Source organism: Sulfitobacter sp., from assembly GCF_036960155.1.
GTDB lineage: Bacteria > Pseudomonadota > Alphaproteobacteria > Rhodobacterales > Rhodobacteraceae > Sulfitobacter.
The window spans coordinates 118055-140852 of record NZ_JBALWB010000008.1; the positions used below are offsets into that span (position 1 = coordinate 118055).

At 53.9% G+C, this 22798-nt stretch carries 22 protein-coding genes; 17 read left to right on the forward strand and 5 right to left on the reverse strand.

Annotated features, from left to right (window positions below; translation table 11 throughout):
- Positions 1–10 precede the first annotated feature (10 nt).
- A complete protein-coding gene (locus V7775_RS16875) occupies positions 11–1009 on the reverse strand; it encodes an NADPH:quinone oxidoreductase family protein (RefSeq protein WP_335753081.1) in 999 nt (332 codons plus the stop codon).
- A gap of 138 nt (positions 1010–1147) precedes the next feature.
- Between V7775_RS16875 and V7775_RS16880 the strand changes: the two genes are divergently transcribed.
- The 17 genes from V7775_RS16880 to V7775_RS16960 all read left to right on the forward strand — a co-directional run bounded on the left by V7775_RS16880 (position 1148) and on the right by V7775_RS16960 (position 19458).
- Positions 1148–2317 (forward strand): acyl-CoA dehydrogenase family protein, encoded by a 1170-nt coding sequence (locus tag V7775_RS16880; protein WP_335753082.1) that lies wholly within the window; start codon positions 1148–1150, stop codon positions 2315–2317.
- Complete coding sequence (locus V7775_RS16885; protein WP_335753083.1) at positions 2314–3429, forward strand: acyl-CoA dehydrogenase family protein; 1116 nt, start codon at positions 2314–2316, stop codon at positions 3427–3429. The genes V7775_RS16880 and V7775_RS16885 overlap by 4 nt, the downstream gene beginning before the upstream one ends.
- 2 nt (positions 3430–3431) lie before the next feature.
- Entirely contained in the window at positions 3432–4253 is an 822-nt protein-coding gene (locus V7775_RS16890) for an SDR family oxidoreductase (protein ID WP_335753084.1), read from the forward strand.
- Complete coding sequence (locus tag V7775_RS16895) at positions 4253–5176, forward strand: SDR family NAD(P)-dependent oxidoreductase (RefSeq protein ID WP_335753085.1); 924 nt, start codon at positions 4253–4255, stop codon at positions 5174–5176. Before V7775_RS16890 ends, V7775_RS16895 begins: the two co-directional genes overlap by 1 nt.
- A gap of 15 nt (positions 5177–5191) precedes the next feature.
- Positions 5192–6388 carry an acetyl-CoA C-acyltransferase gene (locus V7775_RS16900; RefSeq protein ID WP_335753086.1) on the forward strand — a complete coding sequence of 399 codons (1197 nt, stop codon included), beginning with the start codon at positions 5192–5194 and terminating at the stop codon, positions 6386–6388.
- Between the two features lie 72 nt (positions 6389–6460).
- On the forward strand, positions 6461–7453 hold the full coding sequence (locus V7775_RS16905) for an NAD(P)H-dependent flavin oxidoreductase (protein ID WP_335753087.1): 993 nt from the start codon (positions 6461–6463) through the stop codon (positions 7451–7453).
- Between the two features lie 30 nt (positions 7454–7483).
- Complete coding sequence (locus tag V7775_RS16910) at positions 7484–8134, forward strand: histidine phosphatase family protein (RefSeq protein ID WP_335753088.1); 651 nt, start codon at positions 7484–7486, stop codon at positions 8132–8134.
- An 11-nt stretch (positions 8135–8145) separates the two neighbouring features.
- On the forward strand, positions 8146–9174 hold the full coding sequence (locus tag V7775_RS16915) for a phosphotransferase family protein (protein WP_335753089.1): 1029 nt from the start codon (positions 8146–8148) through the stop codon (positions 9172–9174).
- 2 nt (positions 9175–9176) lie between these two features.
- A complete protein-coding gene (locus tag V7775_RS16920) occupies positions 9177–9968 on the forward strand; it encodes an IclR family transcriptional regulator (RefSeq protein WP_335753090.1) in 792 nt (263 codons plus the stop codon).
- Positions 9969–10397: 429 nt separating this feature from the next.
- Positions 10398–11642, forward strand: coding sequence for a branched-chain amino acid ABC transporter substrate-binding protein (locus V7775_RS16925; RefSeq protein ID WP_335753091.1), 1245 nt, complete (start codon positions 10398–10400; stop codon positions 11640–11642).
- Positions 11643–11721: 79 nt separating this feature from the next.
- The gene (locus V7775_RS16930) at positions 11722–12678 is read left to right on the forward strand and encodes a branched-chain amino acid ABC transporter permease (protein WP_335753092.1); all 957 of its coding nucleotides are present in this window, start codon (positions 11722–11724) and stop codon (positions 12676–12678) included.
- The gene (locus tag V7775_RS16935; RefSeq protein ID WP_335753093.1) at positions 12675–13970 is read left to right on the forward strand and encodes a branched-chain amino acid ABC transporter permease; all 1296 of its coding nucleotides are present in this window, start codon (positions 12675–12677) and stop codon (positions 13968–13970) included. Before V7775_RS16930 ends, V7775_RS16935 begins: the two co-directional genes overlap by 4 nt.
- Complete coding sequence (locus tag V7775_RS16940) at positions 13967–14728, forward strand: ABC transporter ATP-binding protein (RefSeq protein WP_335753094.1); 762 nt, start codon at positions 13967–13969, stop codon at positions 14726–14728. The genes V7775_RS16935 and V7775_RS16940 overlap by 4 nt, the downstream gene beginning before the upstream one ends.
- 14 nt (positions 14729–14742) lie before the next feature.
- A complete protein-coding gene (locus tag V7775_RS16945; protein ID WP_335753179.1) occupies positions 14743–15426 on the forward strand; it encodes an ABC transporter ATP-binding protein in 684 nt (227 codons plus the stop codon).
- The gene (locus V7775_RS16950; protein WP_335753095.1) at positions 15426–16631 is read left to right on the forward strand and encodes a serine hydrolase domain-containing protein; all 1206 of its coding nucleotides are present in this window, start codon (positions 15426–15428) and stop codon (positions 16629–16631) included. The genes V7775_RS16945 and V7775_RS16950 overlap by 1 nt, the downstream gene beginning before the upstream one ends.
- Positions 16628–18580 carry an acetoacetate--CoA ligase gene (locus V7775_RS16955; protein WP_335753096.1) on the forward strand — a complete coding sequence of 651 codons (1953 nt, stop codon included), beginning with the start codon at positions 16628–16630 and terminating at the stop codon, positions 18578–18580. The genes V7775_RS16950 and V7775_RS16955 overlap by 4 nt, the downstream gene beginning before the upstream one ends.
- Positions 18581–18591: 11 nt before the next feature.
- Positions 18592–19458 carry an acyl-CoA thioesterase gene (locus V7775_RS16960; RefSeq protein ID WP_335753097.1) on the forward strand — a complete coding sequence of 289 codons (867 nt, stop codon included), beginning with the start codon at positions 18592–18594 and terminating at the stop codon, positions 19456–19458.
- Between the two features lie 51 nt (positions 19459–19509).
- On the opposite strand, the gene V7775_RS16965 is transcribed toward V7775_RS16960, so the two are convergent.
- Genes V7775_RS16965 through V7775_RS16980 form a run of 4 tightly spaced genes read right to left on the reverse strand, consistent with a single transcriptional unit; the run spans position 19510 to position 22725 of the window.
- Positions 19510–19881, reverse strand: coding sequence for a VOC family protein (locus V7775_RS16965; RefSeq protein ID WP_335753098.1), 372 nt, complete (start codon positions 19879–19881; stop codon positions 19510–19512).
- A 13-nt stretch (positions 19882–19894) separates the two neighbouring features.
- Complete coding sequence (locus V7775_RS16970) at positions 19895–20668, reverse strand: SDR family oxidoreductase (protein WP_335753099.1); 774 nt, start codon at positions 20666–20668, stop codon at positions 19895–19897.
- A gap of 3 nt (positions 20669–20671) precedes the next feature.
- Positions 20672–21442: an SDR family NAD(P)-dependent oxidoreductase gene (locus tag V7775_RS16975; protein ID WP_335753100.1), complete on the reverse strand. Its 771-nt coding sequence runs from the start codon at positions 21440–21442 to the stop codon at positions 20672–20674.
- Positions 21439–22725, reverse strand: a complete 1287-nt coding sequence (locus V7775_RS16980) for an acyl-CoA dehydrogenase family protein (RefSeq protein ID WP_443070141.1) — start codon at positions 22723–22725, stop codon at positions 21439–21441. Before V7775_RS16980 ends, V7775_RS16975 begins: the two co-directional genes overlap by 4 nt.
- Positions 22726–22798: the final 73 nt, after the last annotated feature.

A 22798-nucleotide genomic window follows, 5' to 3' on the forward strand; every position in this document is an offset into this window, starting at 1 on the left:
TCATCGGGGTTTAATCGACGTCCAATACGACTTTGCCAAGTACCTTGCGGTCCATCATCAGGTTCAGTGCATCTGCCGCTTTTTCTAGGGGGAAGCGCGCGGAAATGCGTGGCTTGATCTGGCCACTTGCGTACATGCGAAACAGATCACTCATGTTTTCGGCATGTGCGTCTGGTTCGCGCAGGGTGTGGGCACCCCAGAACACGCCAACAATCTGGCAGCCTTTTAGCAGCGTCAGGTTCAGCGGGATTTTTGGAATGCCAGCAGGGAATCCAACAACAAGGAAGCGGCCCTTCCATGCCATTGCGCGAATGGCGGGTTCTGCATAGGCGCCGCCAACAGCGTCATACACAACATCCACGCCGTCACCGCCGGCAAGTTCTTTGATTTTGTTTGAGAACGCTTTTTGCGCATCACGGTTATCCATGTCGCGGGTGTAGATGATTGTCTCATCCGCACCGAGGTCGCGACAGAACTGCGCTTTTTCTTCGGAAGACACCGCAGCGATCACGCGCGCACCGGCTGCTTTGCCAAGTTCAATCGCGGCGGCACCAACGCCGCCAGCGGCACCAAGGATCAACAGCGATTCGCCGGGCTGGATTTCGGCACGGTTTTTGAGGGCGTGATGCGAGGTTCCGTAGGTAAGCACCAAACATGACGCTTCGTCATAAGGCATCGCATCAGGGATCTTCATGACCCGCGCGGCGTCAACACACAGATGAGTCGCGAAGCCGCCAAAGCCTGTCATTCCCAGCACGCGGTCGCCCACAGACAGTCCTGTTACGCCTTCGCCAATCGCCTCGATCTCGCCAGCAATTTCACCACCCGGCGCAAAGGGGCGCGGGGGCTTCATTTGATACATATCCTTAATAATTAGGGTATCGGGGAAGTTTAACCCGGCGGCATGTACGCGAATTAGAACCTGTTTTTTCTTTGGTGCGGGGGTGTCCATTTCAGTGAGCTTCAGGGTCTCGGGGCCGCCTGGCTCATGGCTTAGCATTGCTTTCATTTCGGGGTCTCCTTCAGGATTATTTGTCTGCAATGGGCCAGTGCAACTCTTACTTGTCAATCGAATATCGAAATGCAATTCTGCTCTGCGGAATGGTGGCCCGCAAAAGGCCGCGCACGTTAAACGGGAGAATTGCGGATGTCCGACGCTCAATCGACAGAAGAATTTCGCGCAGAGTTGCGCGAGTGGTTGGAGGCGAATTGTCCTCAGGAAATGCGCGACGGCGCGATGTCCGAAGACGGCATCTGCTGGGGCGGTAAGAACTGGGTGTTTACGTCTGATGCGCAAAAGCAGTGGCTAGAGCGTTGCGCGTCCAAGGGTTATACTGTTCCGACATGGCCTGTTGATTGTGGTGGTGCTGCTTTGAACCGCGAACAGGAAAAAGTATTCCACGAAGAAATGGGCCGCATCGATGCGCGCTCACCGCTGGAGAGCTTTGGCATCTGGATGCTTGGGCCCGCCTTGCTGCATTTTGGCACACAAGAGCAGAAGGTCGAGTATCTTCCCCCGATTGCGCGCGGTGAAGTGCGCTGGTGTCAGGGCTACTCCGAGCCGGGCGCAGGATCTGATCTGGCGAATGTGCAAACCCACGGCGAGGACAAAGGCGATCACTGGTTGGTCAACGGCCAGAAAATCTGGACATCCTACGCTGACAAAGCGGACCAGATTTTTGCGCTGGTGCGCACCGACCGTGAAGCGCCCAAGCACAAAGGCATTTCATTCCTGTTGATCGACATGGAAGACGCTGGCGTCGAAACCCGCCCCATTAAAATGATCTCTGGCATTTCGCCGTTCTGCGAGACGTTCTTTACCGATGTGAAAGTGTCCAAGGAAATGATCGTTGGCACGGAAAACCGCGGCTGGGATGTTGCGAAGTATCTACTGACCCACGAGCGCGAAATGATCTCTGGCGGTGGTGCTGGGTTGTCTGGTGGCGGTCGTGCATTGGGTGCGGTTTTGACGGACACGATGGAAACGCTGGACGCGACATTGCGCGCAGATGCGATGCGTTGTGAGATCGACGCGCTGGCCATTGGTCTCACGCTGGAACGTTACAAAGACCAAGCCGAAGCAGGGCAGGGGGCGGGTGATGCATCCGCGATGCTCAAATACATGGGCACCGAGCTGAACAAACAGCGTCATGAGCTGATGATGACGGCGGGCGGTTCTGCTGCGCTGGAATGGGACGGCGATGTGGGCAACCGTGCGGGCGATTGGCTGCGCACAAAAGCGAATTCAATTGAAGGAGGCACGAGCGAGGTAATGCTGAGCATTGTATCGCGCCGTGTATTGGGGCTGCCAGCATGAACAAGCTTGTATTGACTGAAGAAGAATCCATGCTCGCCGATATGGCGCGCGGATTTCTGGATGGCGCAGCACCTGTGAGTGCTTTCCGCAAGTTGCGCGATGAGGGCCAGACTCACGACGCCAAGCTGTGGAAAGAAATGGCTGACATGGGCTGGGCCGGCGTGCTGGTTCCCGAAGCGGCGGGCGGCTCTGACATGGGGTTTGCAGCGGCGAATGTAATTGCGCGGGAAATGGGAAAGACGCTGGCAGTGTCTCCGTTTCTTTCCAGCGCTGTGATTGCGGCAACTGCCCTGCGTCAGGTCAGCGATGATCGCGCGATGGCGGCCTTGGCCAAAATCGCTAGTGGCGATGTGACCTATGCGCTGGCTGTGGATGAGGGGATCAAACATGATCCTGATGCATCAGCGATGGAAGCTAAGGCTGATGGCAACGGCTTTCGCCTGACGGGCAAAAAGACATTTGTTGTGGATGGTGCCATGGCGGATCGTTTGCTGGTGTTGGCCAAGACAGCTGATGGTTTGACCTTGTTTGATATTCCAGCGGACCGTGCGGGTATCACGCGTGCGCAGTCCAACATGATTGATGCGCGCGACGCGGCTAAGATCAACTTTGATGATGTTGAGGCCACAGGCGATGATGTCTTGGGGCAGGTCGACAGCGCGATGGATATTCTAAAGCCCGCTTTGCAGGCAGGTCAGGCGGCATTGGCCGCCGAAATGACGGGCCTTACGGTTGGCGCATTGGACATGACCGTGAGCTATCTGAAAGAGCGCAAGCAGTTCGGTGTTGAGATTGGCCGCTTTCAAGCGCTGCAACACCGCGCGGCGCATTTGTGGTGTGAGACGGAAGTCACGGCATCTGCGATCTTGAACGCGGGTCGGTTGCTAGACAGTGACCCTGACAATGCGGAAATGGCCGTATCCCTTGCCAAGGCAAAGGCGACATCGACTGCGATCCTTGCGGTGCAAGAAGGGGTGCAGATGCACGGTGGTGTTGGCATGACCGATGCCTTTGATATGGGTTTTTACATGAAACGTGCGCGTGTGAGCGCCGAATGGTTGGGCGACTACAGCTACCACGCTGAAAAAGTCGCCGCTGCGAGAGGATTTTAGAGATGGATATTCAAACGCTGTTTGGGTTGGAAGGTAAAACTGCGCTGGTCACAGGCGGGGCAACCGGCATTGGCCGTATGGCCGCAGAGTCGCTGATGCGCGCAGGCGCAACGGTTCTGATTGCCAGCCGTAAGGGCGATGCCTGTGAGGCGGTTGCTAAAGAGCTCAATGCGATGGGCGCTTCGGGCAAGGTCATCGGATTTGCTGGTGATGTTGGCACTGAAGAAGGTGTTGATGCGCTGGTGGCCGCTGTGAAAGAGCGCACCGATACGCTGGATATTTTGATGAACAATGCGGGCATCACATGGGGCGCGCCGCTGGGGGATTTCCCGTTCAAGGCATGGTCAAAAGTGATGGACGTCAATGTGGCGGGTCTGTTTGATCTGACGCAAAAACTGCTGCCGATGCTCAAGGCATCCGGTACGGTTGATGATCCTGCGCGCGTGGTTAATGTTGCATCAGTGATGGGCGAACGCGAGATGGGCGATGGTGCATACAGCTATGCCACCTCCAAGGCCGCCGTGATCCACATCAGCAAGATTTTGGCCAAGGAACTGGCGGGTGATCATATCACCGTCAACAGCATCGCGCCTGGTCCGTTTGTTAGCCGGATGACCGCCTTTGCCACGCATGATGAAGATATGCGCTCCCGCGTTGGCGATGATGTGCCGATTGGCCGCGTTGGTCGCGACGAAGATATTGGCGGTTGCGTGCTGTTCCTGTGTGGACGCGGTGGTGCCTATATCACTGGCGCTGTGATCCCTGTTTCGGGTGGCATCAATGTCATGTCTGGCCCGAACATCTTTGAACAGGCGATGCACTAATGGATATCCGGTTTGATGGCCGCGTTGCGATTGTAACCGGTGCGGGGGTTGGCCTTGGGCGTTCGCACGCGCTGGGTCTTGCCGCGCGCGGTGCCAAGGTTGTTGTAAACGATCTGGGTGTGTCTCGTGATGGGACGGGCACGTCATCCGAGGCGGCGCTGTCGGTTGTGGAGGAAATCAAAGCCATGGGCGGCGAGGCGATGGCGCATGGTGCTGACGTTTCGGATGAGGATGCAGTCAAAGACATGGTTGCACAGGCGATGGCCGCATGGGGGCGCATTGATATTTGTGTCAACAACGCGGGCATCCTGATGGACAAGACATTCTCCAAAATGGAAATGTCGGCCTTTCGCAAGGTTGTGGATGTTCACCTGATCGGCACAGCAAATGTGGCACACGCCTGCTGGCCGATTATGCGTGAACAGAAATACGGGCGTGTGGTTTTGACGTCTTCGGCGTCTGGCCTTTATGGCAACTTTGGTCAGTCCAATTACGGCGCGGCGAAGGCTGCGATGTTGGGCCTGATGAATGTGTTGCACATGGAAGGTGCGCGCGACAATATTCGCGTCAACACGTTGGCCCCCACAGCGGCCACGCGCATGACCGCAGATTTGTTGCCACCAGAGGCACAAGAACTGCTGGCGCCAGAAACCATCACACCGGGTCTTTTGTATCTGGTGAGCGAAGACGCCCCAAGCCAAGTGATCCTTGGTGCAGGTGCAGGCAGCTACGCCGAGACGCGGGTTTACGAAACCCAAGGCATCAGCCTGATGGGGGATGAAAATACACCCGAAGCGGTGGCCGCACAGTTCAACCAAATCTGTGATCCACAAGACCAAGAACAACTGGACGGCGCGTTCGGCCAGACCAAGAAATACGCCCTCAATGCAGCAAAGGCCAAAGGCCTAAAGCTAAACTGGTAAATTAGGAGAAAAACTATGCGTGACGCAGTAATCGTATCCACGGCCCGTACCCCGATTGGCAAAGCCTATCGCGGTGCATTCAACAACACGACACCACAGGCATTGGCGGCCCACGCCATTGAAAATGCGGTGAAGCGCGCAGGCGTTGATCCGGCAGAAATTCAAGACTGCATCATGGGTGCTGCGCTTCAGCAGGGTCACTCTGGTGGTAACATTGCACGTCAAGCCGCCGTTCGCGCAGGTTTGCCTGTAACTGTTGCAGGCATGTCGCTGGATCGTCAGTGCGCATCCGGCATGATGGCAATCGCAACTGCGGCCAAGCAGGTTATCACAGACGGTATGGATGTGGTCATCGGTGGCGGCGTTGAGAGCATCTCGATGGTGCAAACCGCTGACATGCGCGTAAAGGCGGATGACTGGTTGAAAGAGAACAAACCAGCGATCTACATGTCTATGCTGGAAACAGCCGAGACAGTGGCCGAGCGCTACAACGTCAGCCGTGAGCGTCAGGACGAATACGCCGCACGCAGCCAAGAAAACACGCACCAAGGTCAAGAAGCGGGCAAGTTCGACGACGAGATCGTGCCAATGACCACCAAGATGATGGTGCAGAACAAAGAAACTAAAGAGATCACAGAGCACGAAGTGACGCTGTCCAAAGATGAGGGCAACCGCCCGGGCACGTCTGCTGAAATGCTGAGCGGTCTGAAGCCAGTGTTCAAAGACGGCATGACCATCAAAGAAGGCAAATACATCACTGCGGGCAACGCGTCCCAGCTGTCTGATGGTGCCTCCGCAACTGTGATCATGGAAGCCAAAAAAGCCGAGCAGATGGGCCTTGCGCCACTGGGTCGCTACATGGGTGTGATGGCCGCAGGGTGTGAGCCGGACGAAATGGGCATTGGCCCGATCTATGCTGTGCCGCCCCTTCTTAAGGCACATGGACTGAAGATCGAAGATATCGGTCTGTGGGAATTGAACGAAGCGTTTGCTGTTCAGGTTATCCAGTCGCGTGATGTTTTGGGCATCCCTGATGAGCTGTTGAACGTAAACGGTGGCGCGATTTCTATTGGTCACCCGTACGGCATGTCCGGCGCACGTATGGTTGGCCACGCGCTGATCGAGGGCAAACGCCGCGGTGCCAAATACGTTGTCTGCACCATGTGTGTTGGCGGCGGCATGGGTGCTGCAGGCCTGTTCGAGGTTCTCTAAACCTTGCGTTTCGCAAACAAGAGGGGCGGGTTTTCCCGCCCCCTTACGATCAACATGAATCTAGGAGGCCCTATGGCCCGCAACGACTCCCATCTTCCTAAGGCGCTTCAAGGTTTGCGCATTCCGCTGATCGCATCGCCATTGTTTATCATCTCGGTGCCAAAGCTGGTGATCGCGCAATGTAAGGCGGGCATCATTGGTTCCTTCCCTGCACTGAACGCACGCGAAGGCGAGGGAGAGCATCCGCTGCTCGATACATGGCTGACAGAAATCAAAGAAGAGCTTGATCGTCACAACCAAGCGAACCCTGATACTCCTGCGGCACCCTACGCGGTGAACCAGATTGTACACCGTTCCAACACTCGGTTGGACCGCGATCTAGAGATTTGCGTCAAGCATGAGGTGCCTGTCTGGATTACCTCACTGGGCGCACGTGTAGAAGTGAATGAGGCCGCGCACAGCTGTGGCGGTATTGTTTTGCACGACATCATCAACAATCGTTTTGCCAAGAAGGCCGTTGAAAAAGGCGCTGATGGTTTGGTTGCTGTGGCTGCTGGTGCTGGTGGGCACGCAGGCCAACAATCCCCCTTTGCCTTGGTGCGCGAAATTCGTGAATGGTACGATGGTCCCATCGCATTGTCCGGTTCGATTGCAACGGGTGAAAGCCTGCTGGCCGCCCGCGCAATGGGCGCTGATCTGGGGTATACGGGTTCGCCATTTATTGCCACGGATGAGGCTAACGCCGATCAATCCTACAAAGACATGATCGTGGATAGCGGCGCGGAAGACATTGTGTATTCATCTTTGTTCACTGGCGTTTGGGGAAATTACCTTAAAGGGTCGATCACTGCTGCGGGTATGGATCCCGACAATCTGCCAACCGCTGATGCGTCGTCGATGAATTTTGGCGGGGACCGCGAAAAACCAAAGACATGGAAAACCATTTGGGGTTCCGGCCAAGGTATTGGTGCGATCAAATCTGTTGGGCCAGCTGCTGACATTATCGACAGGATGGCAGCTGAATATTTTGCTGCGGGCAAAAAGCTGGCGGCGGAATTTTCATGATGCGAGTGCAGACGCGTGAGGGTGCCCTGAATGGCTGAGCTTTTGGTCATTCGCCACGGGCAAGCCTCGTTCGGGGCGGAGAACTATGATGTTCTGTCCGATCTTGGCCGTCAACAGGCGCGCGCAGCAGGAGAATGGCTGCGCGGCATGGGCTGGGCGCCTGATCGCGTGGTCACGGGAACGCTTAATCGTCAGATTGACACAGCAACAGAGATGGGTTTTGAACCTGATCGTGAAGAGCATGCGGGCCTGAATGAATATGATTTCAGCGACCTGTTGAACGCGCGGTTTAAGGACGGAATTCCTGATCTGGTGCAGGGGGATCGTAAGGTCCATTTTCGCACGCTGCGCGAGACCGTTTTTGCATGGCAACGTGACGAGATCGAAAACCCCTACGAGACGTGGGACGCTTTTTGCACCCGCGTTGAGGCAGCGCGGGCATTTTCCGTGGATACGGATGCCAAACGTGTTTTGGTTATCAGTTCTGGTGGTGTCATTGGGCAACTTACGGCAGCGTCGTTACATGCCCCAGCGCAACATATGATGAACTTAAATCTTCAAATCAAAAATGCAGCCATGACGCGGTTTATGTTTTCGGGTAGCTTGTTTTCGTTGAACGAGTTCAACGCCACCCCGCATTACGCGACGCCGGATGGCGCCAAGTTGATGAGTTACAGTTAGGACCGCTTCTCATGACCGATACACAGACCCTAGATGAAGCGGCCGTTCACGCCTATTTGTCCAAAGAATTGCCTGGTTTTGAAGGACCGATGGAGGTCACTAAGTTTCAGGGTGGTCAATCCAATCCTACGTTCATGCTCAAAACGCCTGCGCATTCGTATGTGCTGCGTCGCAAGCCACCGGGCGTTTTGCTGAAATCGGCACATGCGGTTGATCGTGAATTTCGTGTTCAAAAGGCGCTGCATGGTTCTGATGTGCCAGTGTCTAAGATGCACCTGCTGTGTGAAGATGACAGTGTGATCGGGTCAATGTTTTACATCATGGATCATGTTGCTGGCCGCAATTTTAACGAACCTGCAATGCCGGATGTTTCAATGGTGGACCGTGGCAAGGTTATCACCGAGATGAACCGCGTTTTGGCCGCGCTGCACAGTGTTGATATCAACGCGGTTGGCCTTAGGGATTATGGCCCAGAGGGCAATTATTTTGAACGTCAGGTTGGACGTTGGTCAAAGCAATACCGCGCTTCTGAGACGCAGAATATTCCAGCAATGGACCAGTTGATGGATGCCTTGGTAGGGGAACGCCCTGAGGATGATGGCCAGCGCACATTGGTGCACGGTGATTACCGCATCGACAACATGATTTTTGACGCCACTAGCACGGATTGCCGCGCAGTTTTGGATTGGGAGCTGTCCACAACAGGGCATCCGTTTGCGGATTTGGCCGCTGTGATTATGCAATGGCAATTGCCTGCTGGTTCTGAAGGCCGCGGTATGGGTGGACTAGATCGTGCAGCTCACGGGTTGCCAAGTGACGAAGAATTCATTGCAGCTTATTGCGAACGGCGCGGCCTAAACGGCATTGATAACTTTGGATATTATCTAGGGTTCACGTTCTTTCGGATGGCTGCAATCATTCAGGGTGTGCTGAAACGCGCGTTGGATGGCAATGCTTCTAACCCAGAGCGTGCGATGAAGGTTGGTGCGTTTGTACCAGTGTTTGCGCAGCACGGGCTTGATGCCCTCAAGCGGGGTTGAGCATGGATCATTTCGACGGAGATCCAGAAGGAAAAGACCGCAATTTTGTGACGGCGCTGGCACGGGGGCTTGAATTGCTTCGGTGTTTTCGCCGTGGCGATCATACGCTGACCAATAGCGATTTTTCCGAACGTACGGGCCTGCCCAAAGCGACGATTTCACGCCTGACCCATACACTGTGCGCATTGGATTACCTTGTCGCTGACAGCCGTGTCGGGACGTACCGTTTGAGCGCAGGTGTGTTGCGGTTGGGGTTTAGCCGTCTGGCAGCAATGGACATGCGGGACCGCGCAAAACACGAAATGCATGCGCTGCGGGTGGATGGCCCAAATCCGTTTGTCACTGTTTCTCTCGGAGAGCAGCACAGGACCGAAGTGATCTACCTTGCGACAGAAACCTCCACCGAAGAGGTGACATTGATGGTGCGTGTCGGGACGCGGCTGCCGCTGTTTCGGTCTGCGATTGGCAAGGCCATTTTGGCAGTAACACCGGAAGAACGGTGTGAACAAATTTTTACATTTGCGCGCCAAGAGAGCGAAGAAATGGAACGTGAAGCCCGCATATGTTACGCAGAGGCGCTCAAGGAATATGAAACCAATGGCTTTTGCACAGGGTACGGAAACTGGCGTTCTGATGTGAATGGCATCGCTGTTCCTGTCCACTCTTTGAGTGACGGCCGCGTTTACGGCCTTAATGTTGGAGGCCCGTCATACCGCGTAAAACGCAAGCAGCTTGAGGCGGTTTATGCTGAACGGCTGGTTAAACTTGCTGAATCGCTGAGTGCCCAAGAATAGTAGAAACGCGTTTTAGATTCGTTTTCAAATTTGCGAACTGCCAATGGACGCCTGTTCCGCATAGCGGAACGAACTGTAACCCATGTGTTACTTATCGAGCGTCGTTGGCCGCGTTTACCATTCACTTTTTGTGGTTGGAATACTGGGCGCGTCCCACTTTTGTTTCAAAAACAGCGCGTGCGTAACCGTTGAAATCTTCAACGATGTCTCAAAAATTATCATTTTGATTCAATAGCTTATATTCCTGTGCTAATATTATTGCTTTATTCTTGTGCAGGGGTGCCAAAAGTTTCCCTACGTCACGCTTAAAAAAACCGCAGTGATACTAGTGCTTGAGTCCTTGACTTACTGTGGGGGTATGTAAGTCTCTTGGTATGGCTCATTTATAAAGATCGCAGATAGCGACGGGCTGTCCTAGGGAGGAACAACATGAAGAATATCACGAAACTCGGTGCGGTATCCGCATTGTCACTGATCGTCGGCGCAAGTGCTGCTTTTGCTGAAAATATCAAGATTGCATTTATCGACCCACTGTCAGGCCCTTTTGCCAGCACGGGTACAAATGGCCTACATCAGTTTGAATTCGCTGCTGATCACATGGTCAACGAAAAAGGCGGTTTGCTGGATGGCCAGCAAGTGGAGATCGTTGCGTTTGATAACAAGATCAGCCCGAAAGAGTCGCTGATCCAGTTGCAGGTCGCGATCGACCAAGGCATCCGATTTATCGCACAGGGTAACTCTTCAGGTGTTGCGAACGCGCTTACCGAAGCAATCGACAAGCACAACCGTCGCAACCCAGAAAGCCGCGTGTTGTTCTTGAACTACGCCGCCGTTGATCCAGCACTGACAAACGACAAATGTAACTTCTGGCACTTCCGCTTTGATGCAAACGCAGACATCAAAATGGATGCGCTGACGGATGTTATTGCTGCTGATGAAGGTATCAAAAAAGTTTACCTGATCGGCCAAGACTATTCCTTTGGTAAGGCTGTTGCTGCCGCCGCGAACAAGTTCTTGGGCGAGAAGCGCGCCGACATCGAAATCGTTGGCGATGAACTGCACCCAATTGGTAAGGTTAAAGACTTTACGCCATATGCGCGTAAAATCGTTTCTTCCGGTGCTGATGCGGTGATCACAGGTAACTGGGGCGCAGACATGCTTGGTCTGGGTAAGTCGGTTATCGAGAACGGCTTTGAAGGTCCAATCTATACTTACTACGCTGCTGGTTCCGGTATCACGGGCGCATTTGGTGAAAGCGGTAAAGACCGTATTCGTCTGATCTCTCAGGGTGGCATCAACCCGATTGCTACCGAAGAAGCCCGCGCAACATACGAAGCGTTCGAGGCGAAGTATCCAGATGGTAACATCGACCAAAGCCGTATCTTTAACGTGATCGGTATGCTGGGTGATGCAATCACTGCAGCGGGTACTGCTGATGATGTTGTTGCTGTTGCCAATGCGTTGGAAGGCATGGAGTACGAAAGCATGTGGGGCGGTAAAGTATTTATGCGTCCACAGGATCACCAAGCGATCCAAGACATGCATGTTGGTGTTCACACCAACGATGGTCTGGATTTCGACTATGACGGTTCCGGTTACGGTGTTCGTACCGAGTCAACAGTTGTGATGGCATCCATGGATAGCGCAACAACTTGCAAAATGAAGCGCCCATAAGGGATCTTCTACGGCTTGCCCGCCTCACTGCGGGCAAGCCGTATTCGCTAATATTATCACATTCTACCGGAGGGGCCCAATGGACCTCATTCTCGTCAATCTAATCGACGGGCTGGTTACTGGACTGCTATTGTTTATGCTGTCCGCTGGCTTGACCCTAATTTTTTCGATGATGGGCGTACTTAACTTTGCCCATGCCAGCTTTTACATGTTGGGCGCTTATTTCGCATATCAGATCAGCATCGCGCTGGGGTTCTGGATGGGCCTTCTGATTGCCCCAATCATTGTCGGTGTCTTGGGTGCCGGAGTTGAGCGGTATGGTCTGAGACGGGTTCACCAATACGGCCACGTGCCTGAACTGATCTTTACCTTCGGTTTGGCGTTGTTAATTGAGGAATTGGTTCAGTTTCTCTGGGGTAAAAACCAGATGCCTTACAATGTCCCTGAAATCCTGAATTTCACGGCCTTTGCAATCTCTGGAAACTCTATCCCTGCATATAAGATCTTTATGATCTTTACCTCAGTCGCGATCTTTGTTGGTCTACTTTATGTACTCACCAAGACGCGGGTTGGGATGATCATTCAGGCGGCTCTTAGCTATCCACGCACAGTTGAGGCCTTGGGCCACAACGTACCGCTCATCTTTATGGGAGTATTCGGTGTAGGTACTGCGCTGGCGGGTGTTGCGGGTGTGATTGCTGGTCCGGTGCTGGGCACCTTCCCGGGGATGGCATTTGTGCTGGGTTCAATTGTGTTTGTGACCATCGTGATTGGCGGGCTTGGCTCGCTTTGGGGGGCCTTGGCGGCCTCGCTATTGATCGGTTGGATTACAACGTTCGCGAAATCCTACAACATCGAAATGGAGAACGTGCTCAATGCAATCGGTATCAGTACGCCGGAAAATTTGAGTGAGAGTGTCTTCCGCGATTTCTGGAGCCTAACCAGCCCGCAGATTGCTGACATCCTTCCCTACATCCTAATGGTGTTGATTCTCATCTTCCGCCCTGCAGGCCTCTTCGGAAAGCGCAGCTCATGACCGATCAGATGACAACCGACCCGTCAAAACCCGCACAGCGTATGCGTGCAGGTTCCATGACACTCACGTTGGCACCTTGGGTTATTGCCTCTGTTGCACTGGCGATCATGCCGATGGTGTTTACCAATAACTCGGCGCTGACGATTATGAATCAGATGTCGATCACGATCATCTTTGCGCTGGCCTATAATATGTTGCTGGGGCAAGGGGGCATGTTGTCCTTTGGTCACGCGGTTTATGCGGGTGTGGGCGGTTTTGCCTGCATGCACATCATGAACATGTCTGACTTCTTTGGATCTTTCCCGCTGGTGATACTGCCATTGTTTGGCGGTTTGTTCGGGATGGGGCTGGCGATGATTGTCGGCTCGTTCTCGACCCGAAGTGCTGGCACGGTGTTTGCAATGATCTCACTGGGTGTTGGTGAATTGATTGCGGCCTGTTCTGTTATCATCGTTGCATTCTTTGGCGGCGAAGAGGGCGTCAGCGGTGATCGCACCTATGCACAGCCGTTCTTTGGCGTTGAGTTCTTGCAGCAAATCGAAGTCTATTATCTGACAGTGGCTTGGGTGGTTGTATCCGCAGCGCTTATGTATCTTTGGAGCCGCACACCTGTGGGCCGGATGGCAAACGCGGTACGTGACAATCCAGAGCGTGCGCAGTTCCTTGGCTATTCCTCGCGCTGGGTTCGCTACTATAGCTTTGTTGCGTCTGGTTTCTTTGCGGGTGTTGCTGGTGGCTTGTTTGCGATCAACTACGAAATCCTGACCGAAGAGAACCTGAACACTGCATCTTCTGGTGTGATCTTATTGGTGACATTCCTCGGCGGTGTTGGCTTCTTCTTTGGTCCCATCATCGGAGCGATTGCATTTACCTTGCTGCAAACTGTGCTGAGCCTTTCAACAGAACTGTGGGCGTTTTACGCTGGTGTCTTGTTCCTTGCGACGGTGATGTTCTTCCCGGGTGGTTTTGCGGGCCTCATTATGATGCACGTTCCCGCGTTCAAGTTGGGTAAGGCGCGCTTGCTGATCATGCCGTATTTCAGAACGCTATTGCCGGGGGCGATTGGTCTCCTTGGGCTTGCGGCTTTGGTTGAGATGACTTTCCATTATCGCCACGCAGCGACCGGAGATAATGAGATGACGATCTTCTGGACCACTTTTGACAGCCATGCCATTTTACCATGGATCATCGCAGGGGCGATCACAGTGATTGGCCTTGGCATTGCAAAAACCACGGCACCCGCGCTTAAGGAAGCATGGGACGAGGCCAGTACAATAGGAGGTGCATCATGAGCATACCCGCCCTAGAACTCACCGGCCTAAAAAAGAGCTTTGGCAAGGCCGAGATCATCCGTGGCATTGATTTGTCCATCGGCAAGGCCGAACGGCACGCGATTATTGGCCCTAACGGTGCTGGTAAATCAACGCTGTTCAACTTGATCACGGCGCGCTTTGCACCTACTGCTGGGTCGGTCAAACTGCACGGTGAAAACCTTGCCGGACTTGAACCTTTCCAGATCAATCGCAAGGGCCTTAGCCGGTCGTTCCAGATTACTAACATCTTTCCTGCGATGACGGTTTTTGAAAACGTGCGCTGCGCGCTACTATGGTCACAAGGCTACAAGTACAGCTTTTGGCATCTGGTAAGCCGCAAACAGGATCTGACAGAAGGTGCCGAGGCGATCTTGGAACAGATCAACTTGATGGAACGGCGCAATCTGCCTGCGGGCACGCTTAGCTACGCGGAACAACGCGCACTTGAGATCGGGATCACCATCGCTGGTGGTGCAGATGTGATCATGCTCGATGAGCCAACCGCTGGGATGTCCAACACCGAGACTGACTATATCACTGACCTGATCATGAAAGTCACCGAAGGCAAAACGTTGATTATGGTGGAGCATGACATGAGCGTTGTGTTTGGTCTTGCTGATCAGATCAGTGTCCTCGTTTACGGAGAAATCATCGCAACGGGGAAACCCGAAGACGTGCGTGGTGATCCAAAAGTTCAAGAAGCCTATCTGGGCGCAGCATTGGAGGCAGAACATTGATCGAAGTCACCGACATGCACGCCTATTACGGTAAATCCCACATCCTACAGGGTGTGACCCTGAATGTGCAGGAGGGTGAGATTGTTGCCCTTTTGGGCCGCAACGGCGTTGGCCGCTCGACCACGTGCAAGGCCATCATGGGCGAAGTTGTTCCTCATGGATCGGTCAAGTTTCGCGGCAAAGAGATTGCTGGTAAAAAAGCATATGAAGTTGCCAACATGGGCATCGGGTATGTGCCGGAAAATCGCGATATCTTTCCTGGCCTGACGACCCGCCAAAACCTGACGCTTGGCCTGAAGCCGGGTCAAAAGGACGGTGCGGGCCGTTGGTCGATGCAGATGATGTTCGACATGTTTGAAAACCTTGATCGGCGTGCAGATGTTGAGGCCTCAGTGTTGTCAGGTGGGGAGCAGCAGATGCTCACCATGTGCCGCACATTGATGGGTGATCCTGACTTTGTCATGATTGATGAACCTACTGAGGGTCTATCCCCGCAGATGGTCCAAAAAGTGGCCGAAGTTTTGCAAGAAATCGCGAAGCGCGGGATCTCGACGTTGCTGGTTGAACAAAAGCTGTCGATTGCGATGGATATTGCAGACCGTGTTTATGTGATGGGCCACGGGCAGGTTGTGTTTGAAGGCACGCCCGCTGAACTGAAGGAACGTGATGATGTCCGTAAGGAGTGGTTGGAGGTTTAATGACCGCTTTTGATGGTAACCGCCTGAACCGCATCGGCGATTGGATGCAATCCTACATCGACACTAATCGTTTCGCGGGGGCGTCGGTATTGATCGCCCAAGGCGGGCATGAGGTTTACTATAACGACTGTGGGGTGCGCGACACTGCGCGCGCAACCCCTTGGCAACGCGACACTGTTGCCCGCATTTATTCCATGACCAAACCGATCACTTCGGTTGCGATAATGATGCTGGCCGAGCGGGGGCTGTTCCATTTGGATGCGCCAGTTTCCGATTTCATTCCTGCGTTTAGGGACATGAATTGCCTCGTTGCCGGTGCCAGTTCGATTGATCAGGTTGTGCCTTGTGCCACGCCAACGCTGCACCAATTGCTGACGCATACTTCGGGCCTAAGCTATGCCTTTAATCCCGGTGTTCTGGGTGAGGAAATGGCCGCCCAAAAGGTTGAGTTCAGAGCTGATGGCGGTGATTTAGCAGCAGCCTGTGATCGCGCGGCTTCTCTGCCGCTGGCGTTTGCGCCGGGGGCACGGTGGAACTATTCTATTGGCATCGACATCCTTGGACGTGTTGTCGAAGTTGTTTCAGGTAAGTCCCTTGAACAGTTTTTCATCGATGAAATATTCAACCCACTTGGTATGGATGAGACGCGGTTTTCGGTTCCTGCACAGGCGCGGGATCGCTTTGCTGCGTGTTATACGCCACTTGCAGGGGATGCGTTCTCCGTCGGTAAGGTTGAGAAGGCCACTAATAGCCTTCGTTTGATTGATGGCGCTGACAAGTCTTCCTACTTTGATGCGACGCTTCAGTCTGGCGGTGGTGGTTTGGTTGGCACAATCGACGACTATCTGAAATTTACAGAGATGATGCGCACGGGTGGTGCTGGCCTCATTGGTCCTAAGACGCTTGAGTTTATGATGCGCAATCACTTGGGCTGCGACATTGCTTCGATGGGGCCTGATAGTTTTGCAGAGCAACCGATGGAAGGGATGGGATTTGGCCTTGGCGGTGCTGTTCTTCTTGATCCGGGTCGCGCGCGTGCGCCGGGCAGTGTTGGTGATTTCAGCTGGGGCGGAATGGCCTCGACCGCTTTTTGGATTGATCCGGTGTTTGATATGTCCGTCATCTTTTTCACTCAACTAATCCCAAGCAGCGCCTATCCTGCACGTCCGCAACTCAAGGCGTTAATCCACGGAGCAATGACATGAATCCCGTCCTTTGGACGCCGACGCTTGAACGTTATGAAGCGTCCACCATGGCTGCGTTTGAGCGGCATGTGGCAGATACATGTGATCTGACATTTGAGGATTATAACGCAATGTGGCGTTGGAGCGTCACAGACCTTGAAGGGTTCTGGGCTGCGATCTGGGATTTTTTTGAGTTTCGTTCGGGTACGCCCTATTCTCGCATTCTTGCAGATCGCACCATGCCGGGGGCAAAGTGGTGCCCCGACGCGACGCTTAATTACGCGGAGAATATCCTGCGCCATGCTGAGGGGCGTGAAGAGCATCCAGCCATCGTCAGTTTTTCTGAAACATCGGGTCGCAAGGAACTTTCATGGGGTGAATTGCGTGCGCAGGTAGCATCGGTTGCGGCGAACCTTCGGCGCATGGGTGTGGAAAAAGATGACCGCGTGGTGGCTGTGCTGCCCAATACCGAAGCGGCGCTGATTGCCTTTCTTGCGACTGTTAGCATCGGTGCTACATGGTCGTTGTGCGCCCCCGATATGGGGCATGTGGCGATCCTTGATCGTTTCAAACAAGTCGCGCCAAAAGTGTTCATTGCGCAAGACGGTTATGTGCACGCAGGAAAGACAATTGATCGCCGTGATGTACTGGCTGAGATCACAGCCCAGTTGCCTAGCGTTGCACAGTTTGTCACTCTCCCCGTGGCCGGAGACGTGCCAGACGGTCACATCGCGTGGGACAGCCTGTTGCACGATGATGTCCCCTTTGAGGCAACTCAAGTGCCGTTCGATCAACCGCTGTGGATAGTCTATTCATCCGGCACGACAGGCACACCTAAACCTATTGTGCATGGCCATGGCGGTGTGATGCTGGAATCTGCCAAACAATCCCTGCACCATGACCTTACCAAACAAGATCGCTTTTGCTGGCTTACCTCATCAGGCTGGATCATGTGGAACGCGCAGTGGACAGCGTTAGCGCAGGGTGTGACCGTGTGCATGTATGATGGCGCCCCCAATCATCCTGATATGCTGGCGTTATGGCGCTTTGCAGCGGATGAAAAACTCACTTATTTGGGTGCGGGTGCTGCGTTCTTTTCTGGATGCCTCAAGGCAGGCATTACGCCGCGCGAACAGGTTGATCTATCTGCTCTACGCTCAATCGGGTCTACTGGCTCACCGTTAAGTTCGGACGCATACGACTGGATCTACAACGATGTGAAGGCGGACGTTTGGCTTGCGCCGATATCTGGCGGCACTGATTTCGCGGGGGCCTTTGTTTTGGGCCACCCAGGTATGCCAGTGCGCGCGGGTGAAATGCAGTGTCGCGCGCTTGGCAATGCTGTGCGCGCCTATGACCCCGAAGGAAACGAACTGGTCGGCGAAGTAGGTGAGCTGGTTTGTACCGAGCCGCTGCCGTCCATGCCTCTTTATTTCTGGGGAGATGATGACGGAACCCGTTTGTTTGACAGTTATTTTGATACCTACCCGGGTGTTTGGCGACATGGCGACTGGATCAGCATCGATGAAAGTGGCGCAAGCGTGATTTATGGCCGCTCTGATGCGACGATAAATCGAAAGGGCCTGCGCCTTGGCTCCGCTGAGATTTATCAGGCGGTTGAGGGATTAGATGAGGTTTTGGACAGTCTGGTTGTCGATCTGGAGTTTTTGGGCAAAGACAGCTTTATGCCGCTGTTTGTTGTTCCGGCTGAGGGCGTCGTGTTTGATCAGGCGTTCAAAGACAAGATTAACGATGCTATTCGCAAGACGGTATCAGCGCGGTTTGTGCCAAATGAGATCGTTCAGGTCGCCGAGGTGCCGCGAACTCTTTCAGGTAAAAAGCTTGAGGTTCCTGTGAAAAAGCTGTTGTTGGGAGGGGACCCCGCTCGGGTGGTGAACCGTGATAGCATGGCAAACCCAACGAGCTTTGATTTCTTTATCGCCTATGCGGATGCACGGGCCACCATGTAAAAGGCCTGTCCATGAGCACTGTTGCTGATCAACTGCTAGAGCTTCTTGATATCGAACAGCTGGAGGTTGACCTGTTTCGTGGTGTTGGATCGGGTGGCGAAACAACGACGCGTATTTTTGGCGGGCATGTGATTGCGCAGGCTTTGATGGCCGCCTACCGTACGGTGCCTGATCGCTTGTGCCATAGTTTGCATGCGTATTTCATTCGGCCAGGTGATCCCAAAATACCTGTGATCTATCAGGTTGACCGCGCCCGTGATGGCGGCAGCTTTACCACGCGCCGCGTTGTTGCGATTCAGCATGGCAAACAGATATTCAACCTTTCGGCGTCTTTTCAAGTTGATGAAGAGGGCTGGGATTATCAACACCCAATGCCCGCAGTTGGATCACCCGAAGACTGGCCAAACCGGAATGAGCTTCGCGAAGCTCATGTGGCCAAAGTTCCTGAGAAATTTCACGACGATTTTCTGCGAGAGCGTCCGATTGAGCTGCGCGAAGTTGCGCCGCGTGATTTCTTTACGCCCGAAAAAACGAGCGACAAAAACCATCTATGGTTCCGGATGGAGGCGGCCAAAGGGCAGGGACCACAGATGCAGCATTGTCTGTTAGCCTATGCGTCGGACATGAATTTGCTAGGTTCGTCATTGCGCCCTCACGGGCTCACTTGGTTTCAAGGTAATGTCATGAGCGCCAGTCTGGATCACGCGATGTGGTTTCACGGCCCGATCCAGTTTAGCGATTGGCATCTTTATGATCTGGATGCGCCTTGGACTGGGAAGGCCCGCGGATTTAACCGTGGATCAATTTACAGTGCAGACGGGACGTTGGTGGCCAGTGTGGCACAAGAAGGTTTGGTGAGACCTCTGAAAAAGATGTAGGCCCACTTCATCTTAGCGATGAAGCGGACCTGACTATTGTTTGGATGGCGCTTAGGCAAACTGGAAAAAGCACAATTTGTTGCCGTCGGGGTCGCGTACGTAGGCACCGTAAAAACGATCAGGGACGCGCTGTCCCGGAGGGCCGTCACACGTGGCACCCAGTTCTAGTGCGCGGGCATAAAGCGCGTCGGCTTCCTGCTTTTCCTTAACTGTAAATGCGACCATGACGCCGTTGCCCGGTGTAGGGGCCTCTTTGTCATAGGGTTCGCAAACGGCAAGCATTGGCTCGCCGCGTTCTGTTCCAATAAAGGCGATGCGTCCTGCATCGATGGCAACTTTTGCGCCTTTATCTGCAAACAGATCACAGTAGAATTTTTTGGCGCTTTCCATGTCGCTCACGCCGATGGTGGTATAGCCGATCATTTACATTATCCTATCAGGTGTCAAAGCTGCCAAAGCGGCGGTTAAGTTTGCGCATGCCACCGATCCAACGATCATAGTTGTCTGTTTTGTTGCGCATGTATTGCTCGACTTCTTTATGCGGCAGCACAAGGAAGGTCTCGTCGCGGATTGTTTGCACACAGGCATCTGCGACGGGGCCCGGTTCCATCATGCCATTGATCGCGGCAACATGGTCTTCGTGTCCGCGTGTCATTTCTGTTTTCACAGCCTGTGGGCACAGGACGGATACTTTGATCCCTTGATCACCGTAGCTAAGAGCAATCCATTCTGCCAAGCCAACAGCGGCGTGTTTTGTCACGCCGTAAGGCGCCGAGCCGATCTGATTAAGCAAGCCAGCAGCTGACGCTGTGTTAAGCAGATAGCCACCGCCACGTTCGGCCATGAGAGGCACCAGATGACGTGCAGCCCAAACATGGGACATCACGTTGATCTCCCAGATTTTCTGCCACGCGTCGTCTTCAACCTCAACGCCGCCCGCAACCGAGATGCCCGCGTTTGAGCAGAACAGATCGATAGGACCTGCATCTGCTTCAACCGCATCGATCATGCCGGTGATCTGGTCTTTGATAGCCACATCCACTTGATAGGCTTTGCCGCCCATCATTTTGGCGGTTTCTTCAGCGCCCGCGATGTCACGGTCAACGCATGCGATGTGCGCGGCGCCTTCCTCGGCGTAGCGGATGCACATGGCGCGCCCGATGCCGGACGCCGCCCCTGTCACAACGATGATTTTATCTTTGAGTTCCATGGCCTATGCCCACATGCTGGAGCCGCCACAGACGGTCAGCGCCTGTCCGGTCATGTATTTGCTTGCATCCGACCCAAGGAAAACTGCAAGACCAGCAAAATCGTCAGGCTCACCCAAGCGACGCAATGGAATACTTTTTGAGTATTTCTCTTCGACGCCGGGTTTGTCCCACAATTCGCGGGCAAAATCGGTTTTGATCAGGCCGGGGCAGATCGCGTTAAAGCGGATGCCTTGGGGACCAAACTCCATAGCTAAATTGCGCACAAGGCCAATCAAAGCGAGCTTTGACATGCCGTAAGCGCCTAGCATGTCTGACGCTTTGAACGCGCCAATGGATGAAGTGAACATCATGGAGCCAGCACCCTTGGCGGCCATGTCAGGGGCAACCATCTTGGCCAGCCACAGGTTTGACTGAACGTTTGCGTTCATTGTGCGCTCATAGTCTTTATTCGAGATGCCTGCGATTGGCCCAAAGTATGGGTTCACGCCTGCGTTGCCGACAACGATGTCGATGGGCCCTGCGATTTCGTGGGTTTTGTCCACAAGCGCCTGAAGGGAATCCTCGTGCACGATGTTCGCCGCAACGCCGTGGGCGCGCTCTGCGCCCACAGCTTCGTTGATGGTTTTGGCCGCCGCATCCAAATCTTCTTGGGTGCGGGATGAAATGATCACGGTCGCGCCATGTTCGGCAAGACCTTTGGCCATTTCAAAGCCCATGCCTTTGGAGGCACCAGTCAGCAAAGCAACCTTTCCGGTGAGGTCAAACATGCTCATACGCCGCTCCGTGTGCGGCCTGTTGCGATCTCGCTGCGTGCGCGGTCTGTGCGAGAGTTGGACTCTTGGTAGTCTTTGACTTCGGCGCGCGCGATGACGTGGTGGTGTACTTCATCAGGGCCATCTGCGTAACGCAATGTGCGCTGCGCGGTGTACATGCCGGACAAAGGCGACCATTGGGAAATACCCGTGGCACCGTGCACCTGCATCGCTTCATCGATGATGTTACATACTTTTTCCGGCACCATCGCTTTGATCATGCTGACCCAGATGCGGGCTTCTTTGTTGCCAAGCACATCCATTGCTTTGGCCGCTTTCAGCACCATCAAACGCATGGCCTCGATCTCGATTTTTGAGCGGGAAATGGTTTCCATGTTCTTGCCCAGATCGATGATCTTTTTGCCAAATGCCTCGCGGGACAGGCCACGTTCGATCATCAGATCAAGCGCTTTTTCCGCTGCACCAATGGAGCGCATGCAGTGGTGGATACGGCCAGGTCCAAGACGTACCTGAGAAATCTCAAAACCACGGCCTTCGCCCCACAGCATGTTTGCTTCGGGAACGCGAACGTTTTTGAATTTGATGTGCATGTGGCCGTGTGGCGCGTCGTCATGACCGAATACGTGCATCGGGCCAACGATCTCAACACCGGGGGTGTCGATTGGTACAAGGATTTGGGATTGCTGGCGGAATGCTTCGGCATTTGGGGAGGTCTTCACCATGGTGATCATGATTTTACAGCGCGGATCGCCCGCACCCGAAATGTAATACTTCTCGCCGTTGATGACCCATTCGCCATTTTCCAGCACAGCAGATGTGCTGATGTTTTTGGCGTCAGAGGAGGCCATATCAGGCTCTGTCATGGCAAATGCGCTACGGATTTTACCTGCAAGCAGCGGCTTGAGCCATTCTTCTTTTTGCTCTGGTGTACCGATACGTTCCAATACTTCCATGTTGCCCGTGTCCGGTGCGGAGCAGTTCAGCGTCTCGGAAGCCAACGGGCTTTTTCCCAGTTCAGCAGCGATATACGCATAGTCGAGGTTGCTGAGACCTTCGCCAGTTTCAGCGTTCGGTAGAAAGAAGTTCCACAAACCGGCGTCGCGGGCCTTTTGCTTGGCAGTTTCAATTAATTCCAACTGACCGGGTGTGTGGCTCCAACGATCTGCACGGCCTTCACCAAGAGCAAAATACTCTTCGGTGATCGGATCAACGTTTTCGCGGATGTGTTTGATCACGGCTGCAAGCAGCGGTTTGTTCTTCTCGGACATGCCGAGATTGTTCATTTCCATTGGTGTATCGGACATATGTTGTCTCCCTATTTTTCGCTGACCCAGAGGGCACTATTTGTCTACCTCG

Excerpts from the sequence above, each read along its gene's own strand:
- V7775_RS16875 (WP_335753081.1), bottom strand. The coding sequence starts at position 1,009 with ATGAAAGCAATGCTAAGCCATGAGCCAGGCGGCCCCGAGACCCTGAAG.
- V7775_RS16880 (WP_335753082.1), top strand. The coding sequence starts at position 1,148 with ATGTCCGACGCTCAATCGACAGAAGAATTTCGCGCAGAGTTGCGCGAG.
- V7775_RS16885 (WP_335753083.1), top strand. The coding sequence starts at position 2,314 with ATGAACAAGCTTGTATTGACTGAAGAAGAATCCATGCTCGCCGATATG.
- V7775_RS16890 (WP_335753084.1), top strand. The coding sequence starts at position 3,432 with ATGGATATTCAAACGCTGTTTGGGTTGGAAGGTAAAACTGCGCTGGTC.
- V7775_RS16895 (WP_335753085.1), top strand. The coding sequence starts at position 4,253 with ATGGATATCCGGTTTGATGGCCGCGTTGCGATTGTAACCGGTGCGGGG.
- V7775_RS16900 (WP_335753086.1), top strand. The coding sequence starts at position 5,192 with ATGCGTGACGCAGTAATCGTATCCACGGCCCGTACCCCGATTGGCAAA.
- V7775_RS16905 (WP_335753087.1), top strand. The coding sequence starts at position 6,461 with ATGGCCCGCAACGACTCCCATCTTCCTAAGGCGCTTCAAGGTTTGCGC.
- V7775_RS16910 (WP_335753088.1), top strand. The coding sequence starts at position 7,484 with ATGGCTGAGCTTTTGGTCATTCGCCACGGGCAAGCCTCGTTCGGGGCG.
- V7775_RS16915 (WP_335753089.1), top strand. The coding sequence starts at position 8,146 with ATGACCGATACACAGACCCTAGATGAAGCGGCCGTTCACGCCTATTTG.
- V7775_RS16920 (WP_335753090.1), top strand. The coding sequence starts at position 9,177 with ATGGATCATTTCGACGGAGATCCAGAAGGAAAAGACCGCAATTTTGTG.
- V7775_RS16925 (WP_335753091.1), top strand. The coding sequence starts at position 10,398 with ATGAAGAATATCACGAAACTCGGTGCGGTATCCGCATTGTCACTGATC.
- V7775_RS16930 (WP_335753092.1), top strand. The coding sequence starts at position 11,722 with ATGGACCTCATTCTCGTCAATCTAATCGACGGGCTGGTTACTGGACTG.
- V7775_RS16935 (WP_335753093.1), top strand. The coding sequence starts at position 12,675 with ATGACCGATCAGATGACAACCGACCCGTCAAAACCCGCACAGCGTATG.
- V7775_RS16940 (WP_335753094.1), top strand. The coding sequence starts at position 13,967 with ATGAGCATACCCGCCCTAGAACTCACCGGCCTAAAAAAGAGCTTTGGC.
- V7775_RS16945 (WP_335753179.1), top strand. The coding sequence starts at position 14,743 with ATGCACGCCTATTACGGTAAATCCCACATCCTACAGGGTGTGACCCTG.
- V7775_RS16950 (WP_335753095.1), top strand. The coding sequence starts at position 15,426 with ATGACCGCTTTTGATGGTAACCGCCTGAACCGCATCGGCGATTGGATG.
- V7775_RS16955 (WP_335753096.1), top strand. The coding sequence starts at position 16,628 with ATGAATCCCGTCCTTTGGACGCCGACGCTTGAACGTTATGAAGCGTCC.
- V7775_RS16960 (WP_335753097.1), top strand. The coding sequence starts at position 18,592 with ATGAGCACTGTTGCTGATCAACTGCTAGAGCTTCTTGATATCGAACAG.
- V7775_RS16965 (WP_335753098.1), bottom strand. The coding sequence starts at position 19,881 with ATGATCGGCTATACCACCATCGGCGTGAGCGACATGGAAAGCGCCAAA.
- V7775_RS16970 (WP_335753099.1), bottom strand. The coding sequence starts at position 20,668 with ATGGAACTCAAAGATAAAATCATCGTTGTGACAGGGGCGGCGTCCGGC.
- V7775_RS16975 (WP_335753100.1), bottom strand. The coding sequence starts at position 21,442 with ATGAGCATGTTTGACCTCACCGGAAAGGTTGCTTTGCTGACTGGTGCC.
- V7775_RS16980 (WP_443070141.1), bottom strand. The coding sequence starts at position 22,725 with ATGAACAATCTCGGCATGTCCGAGAAGAACAAACCGCTGCTTGCAGCC.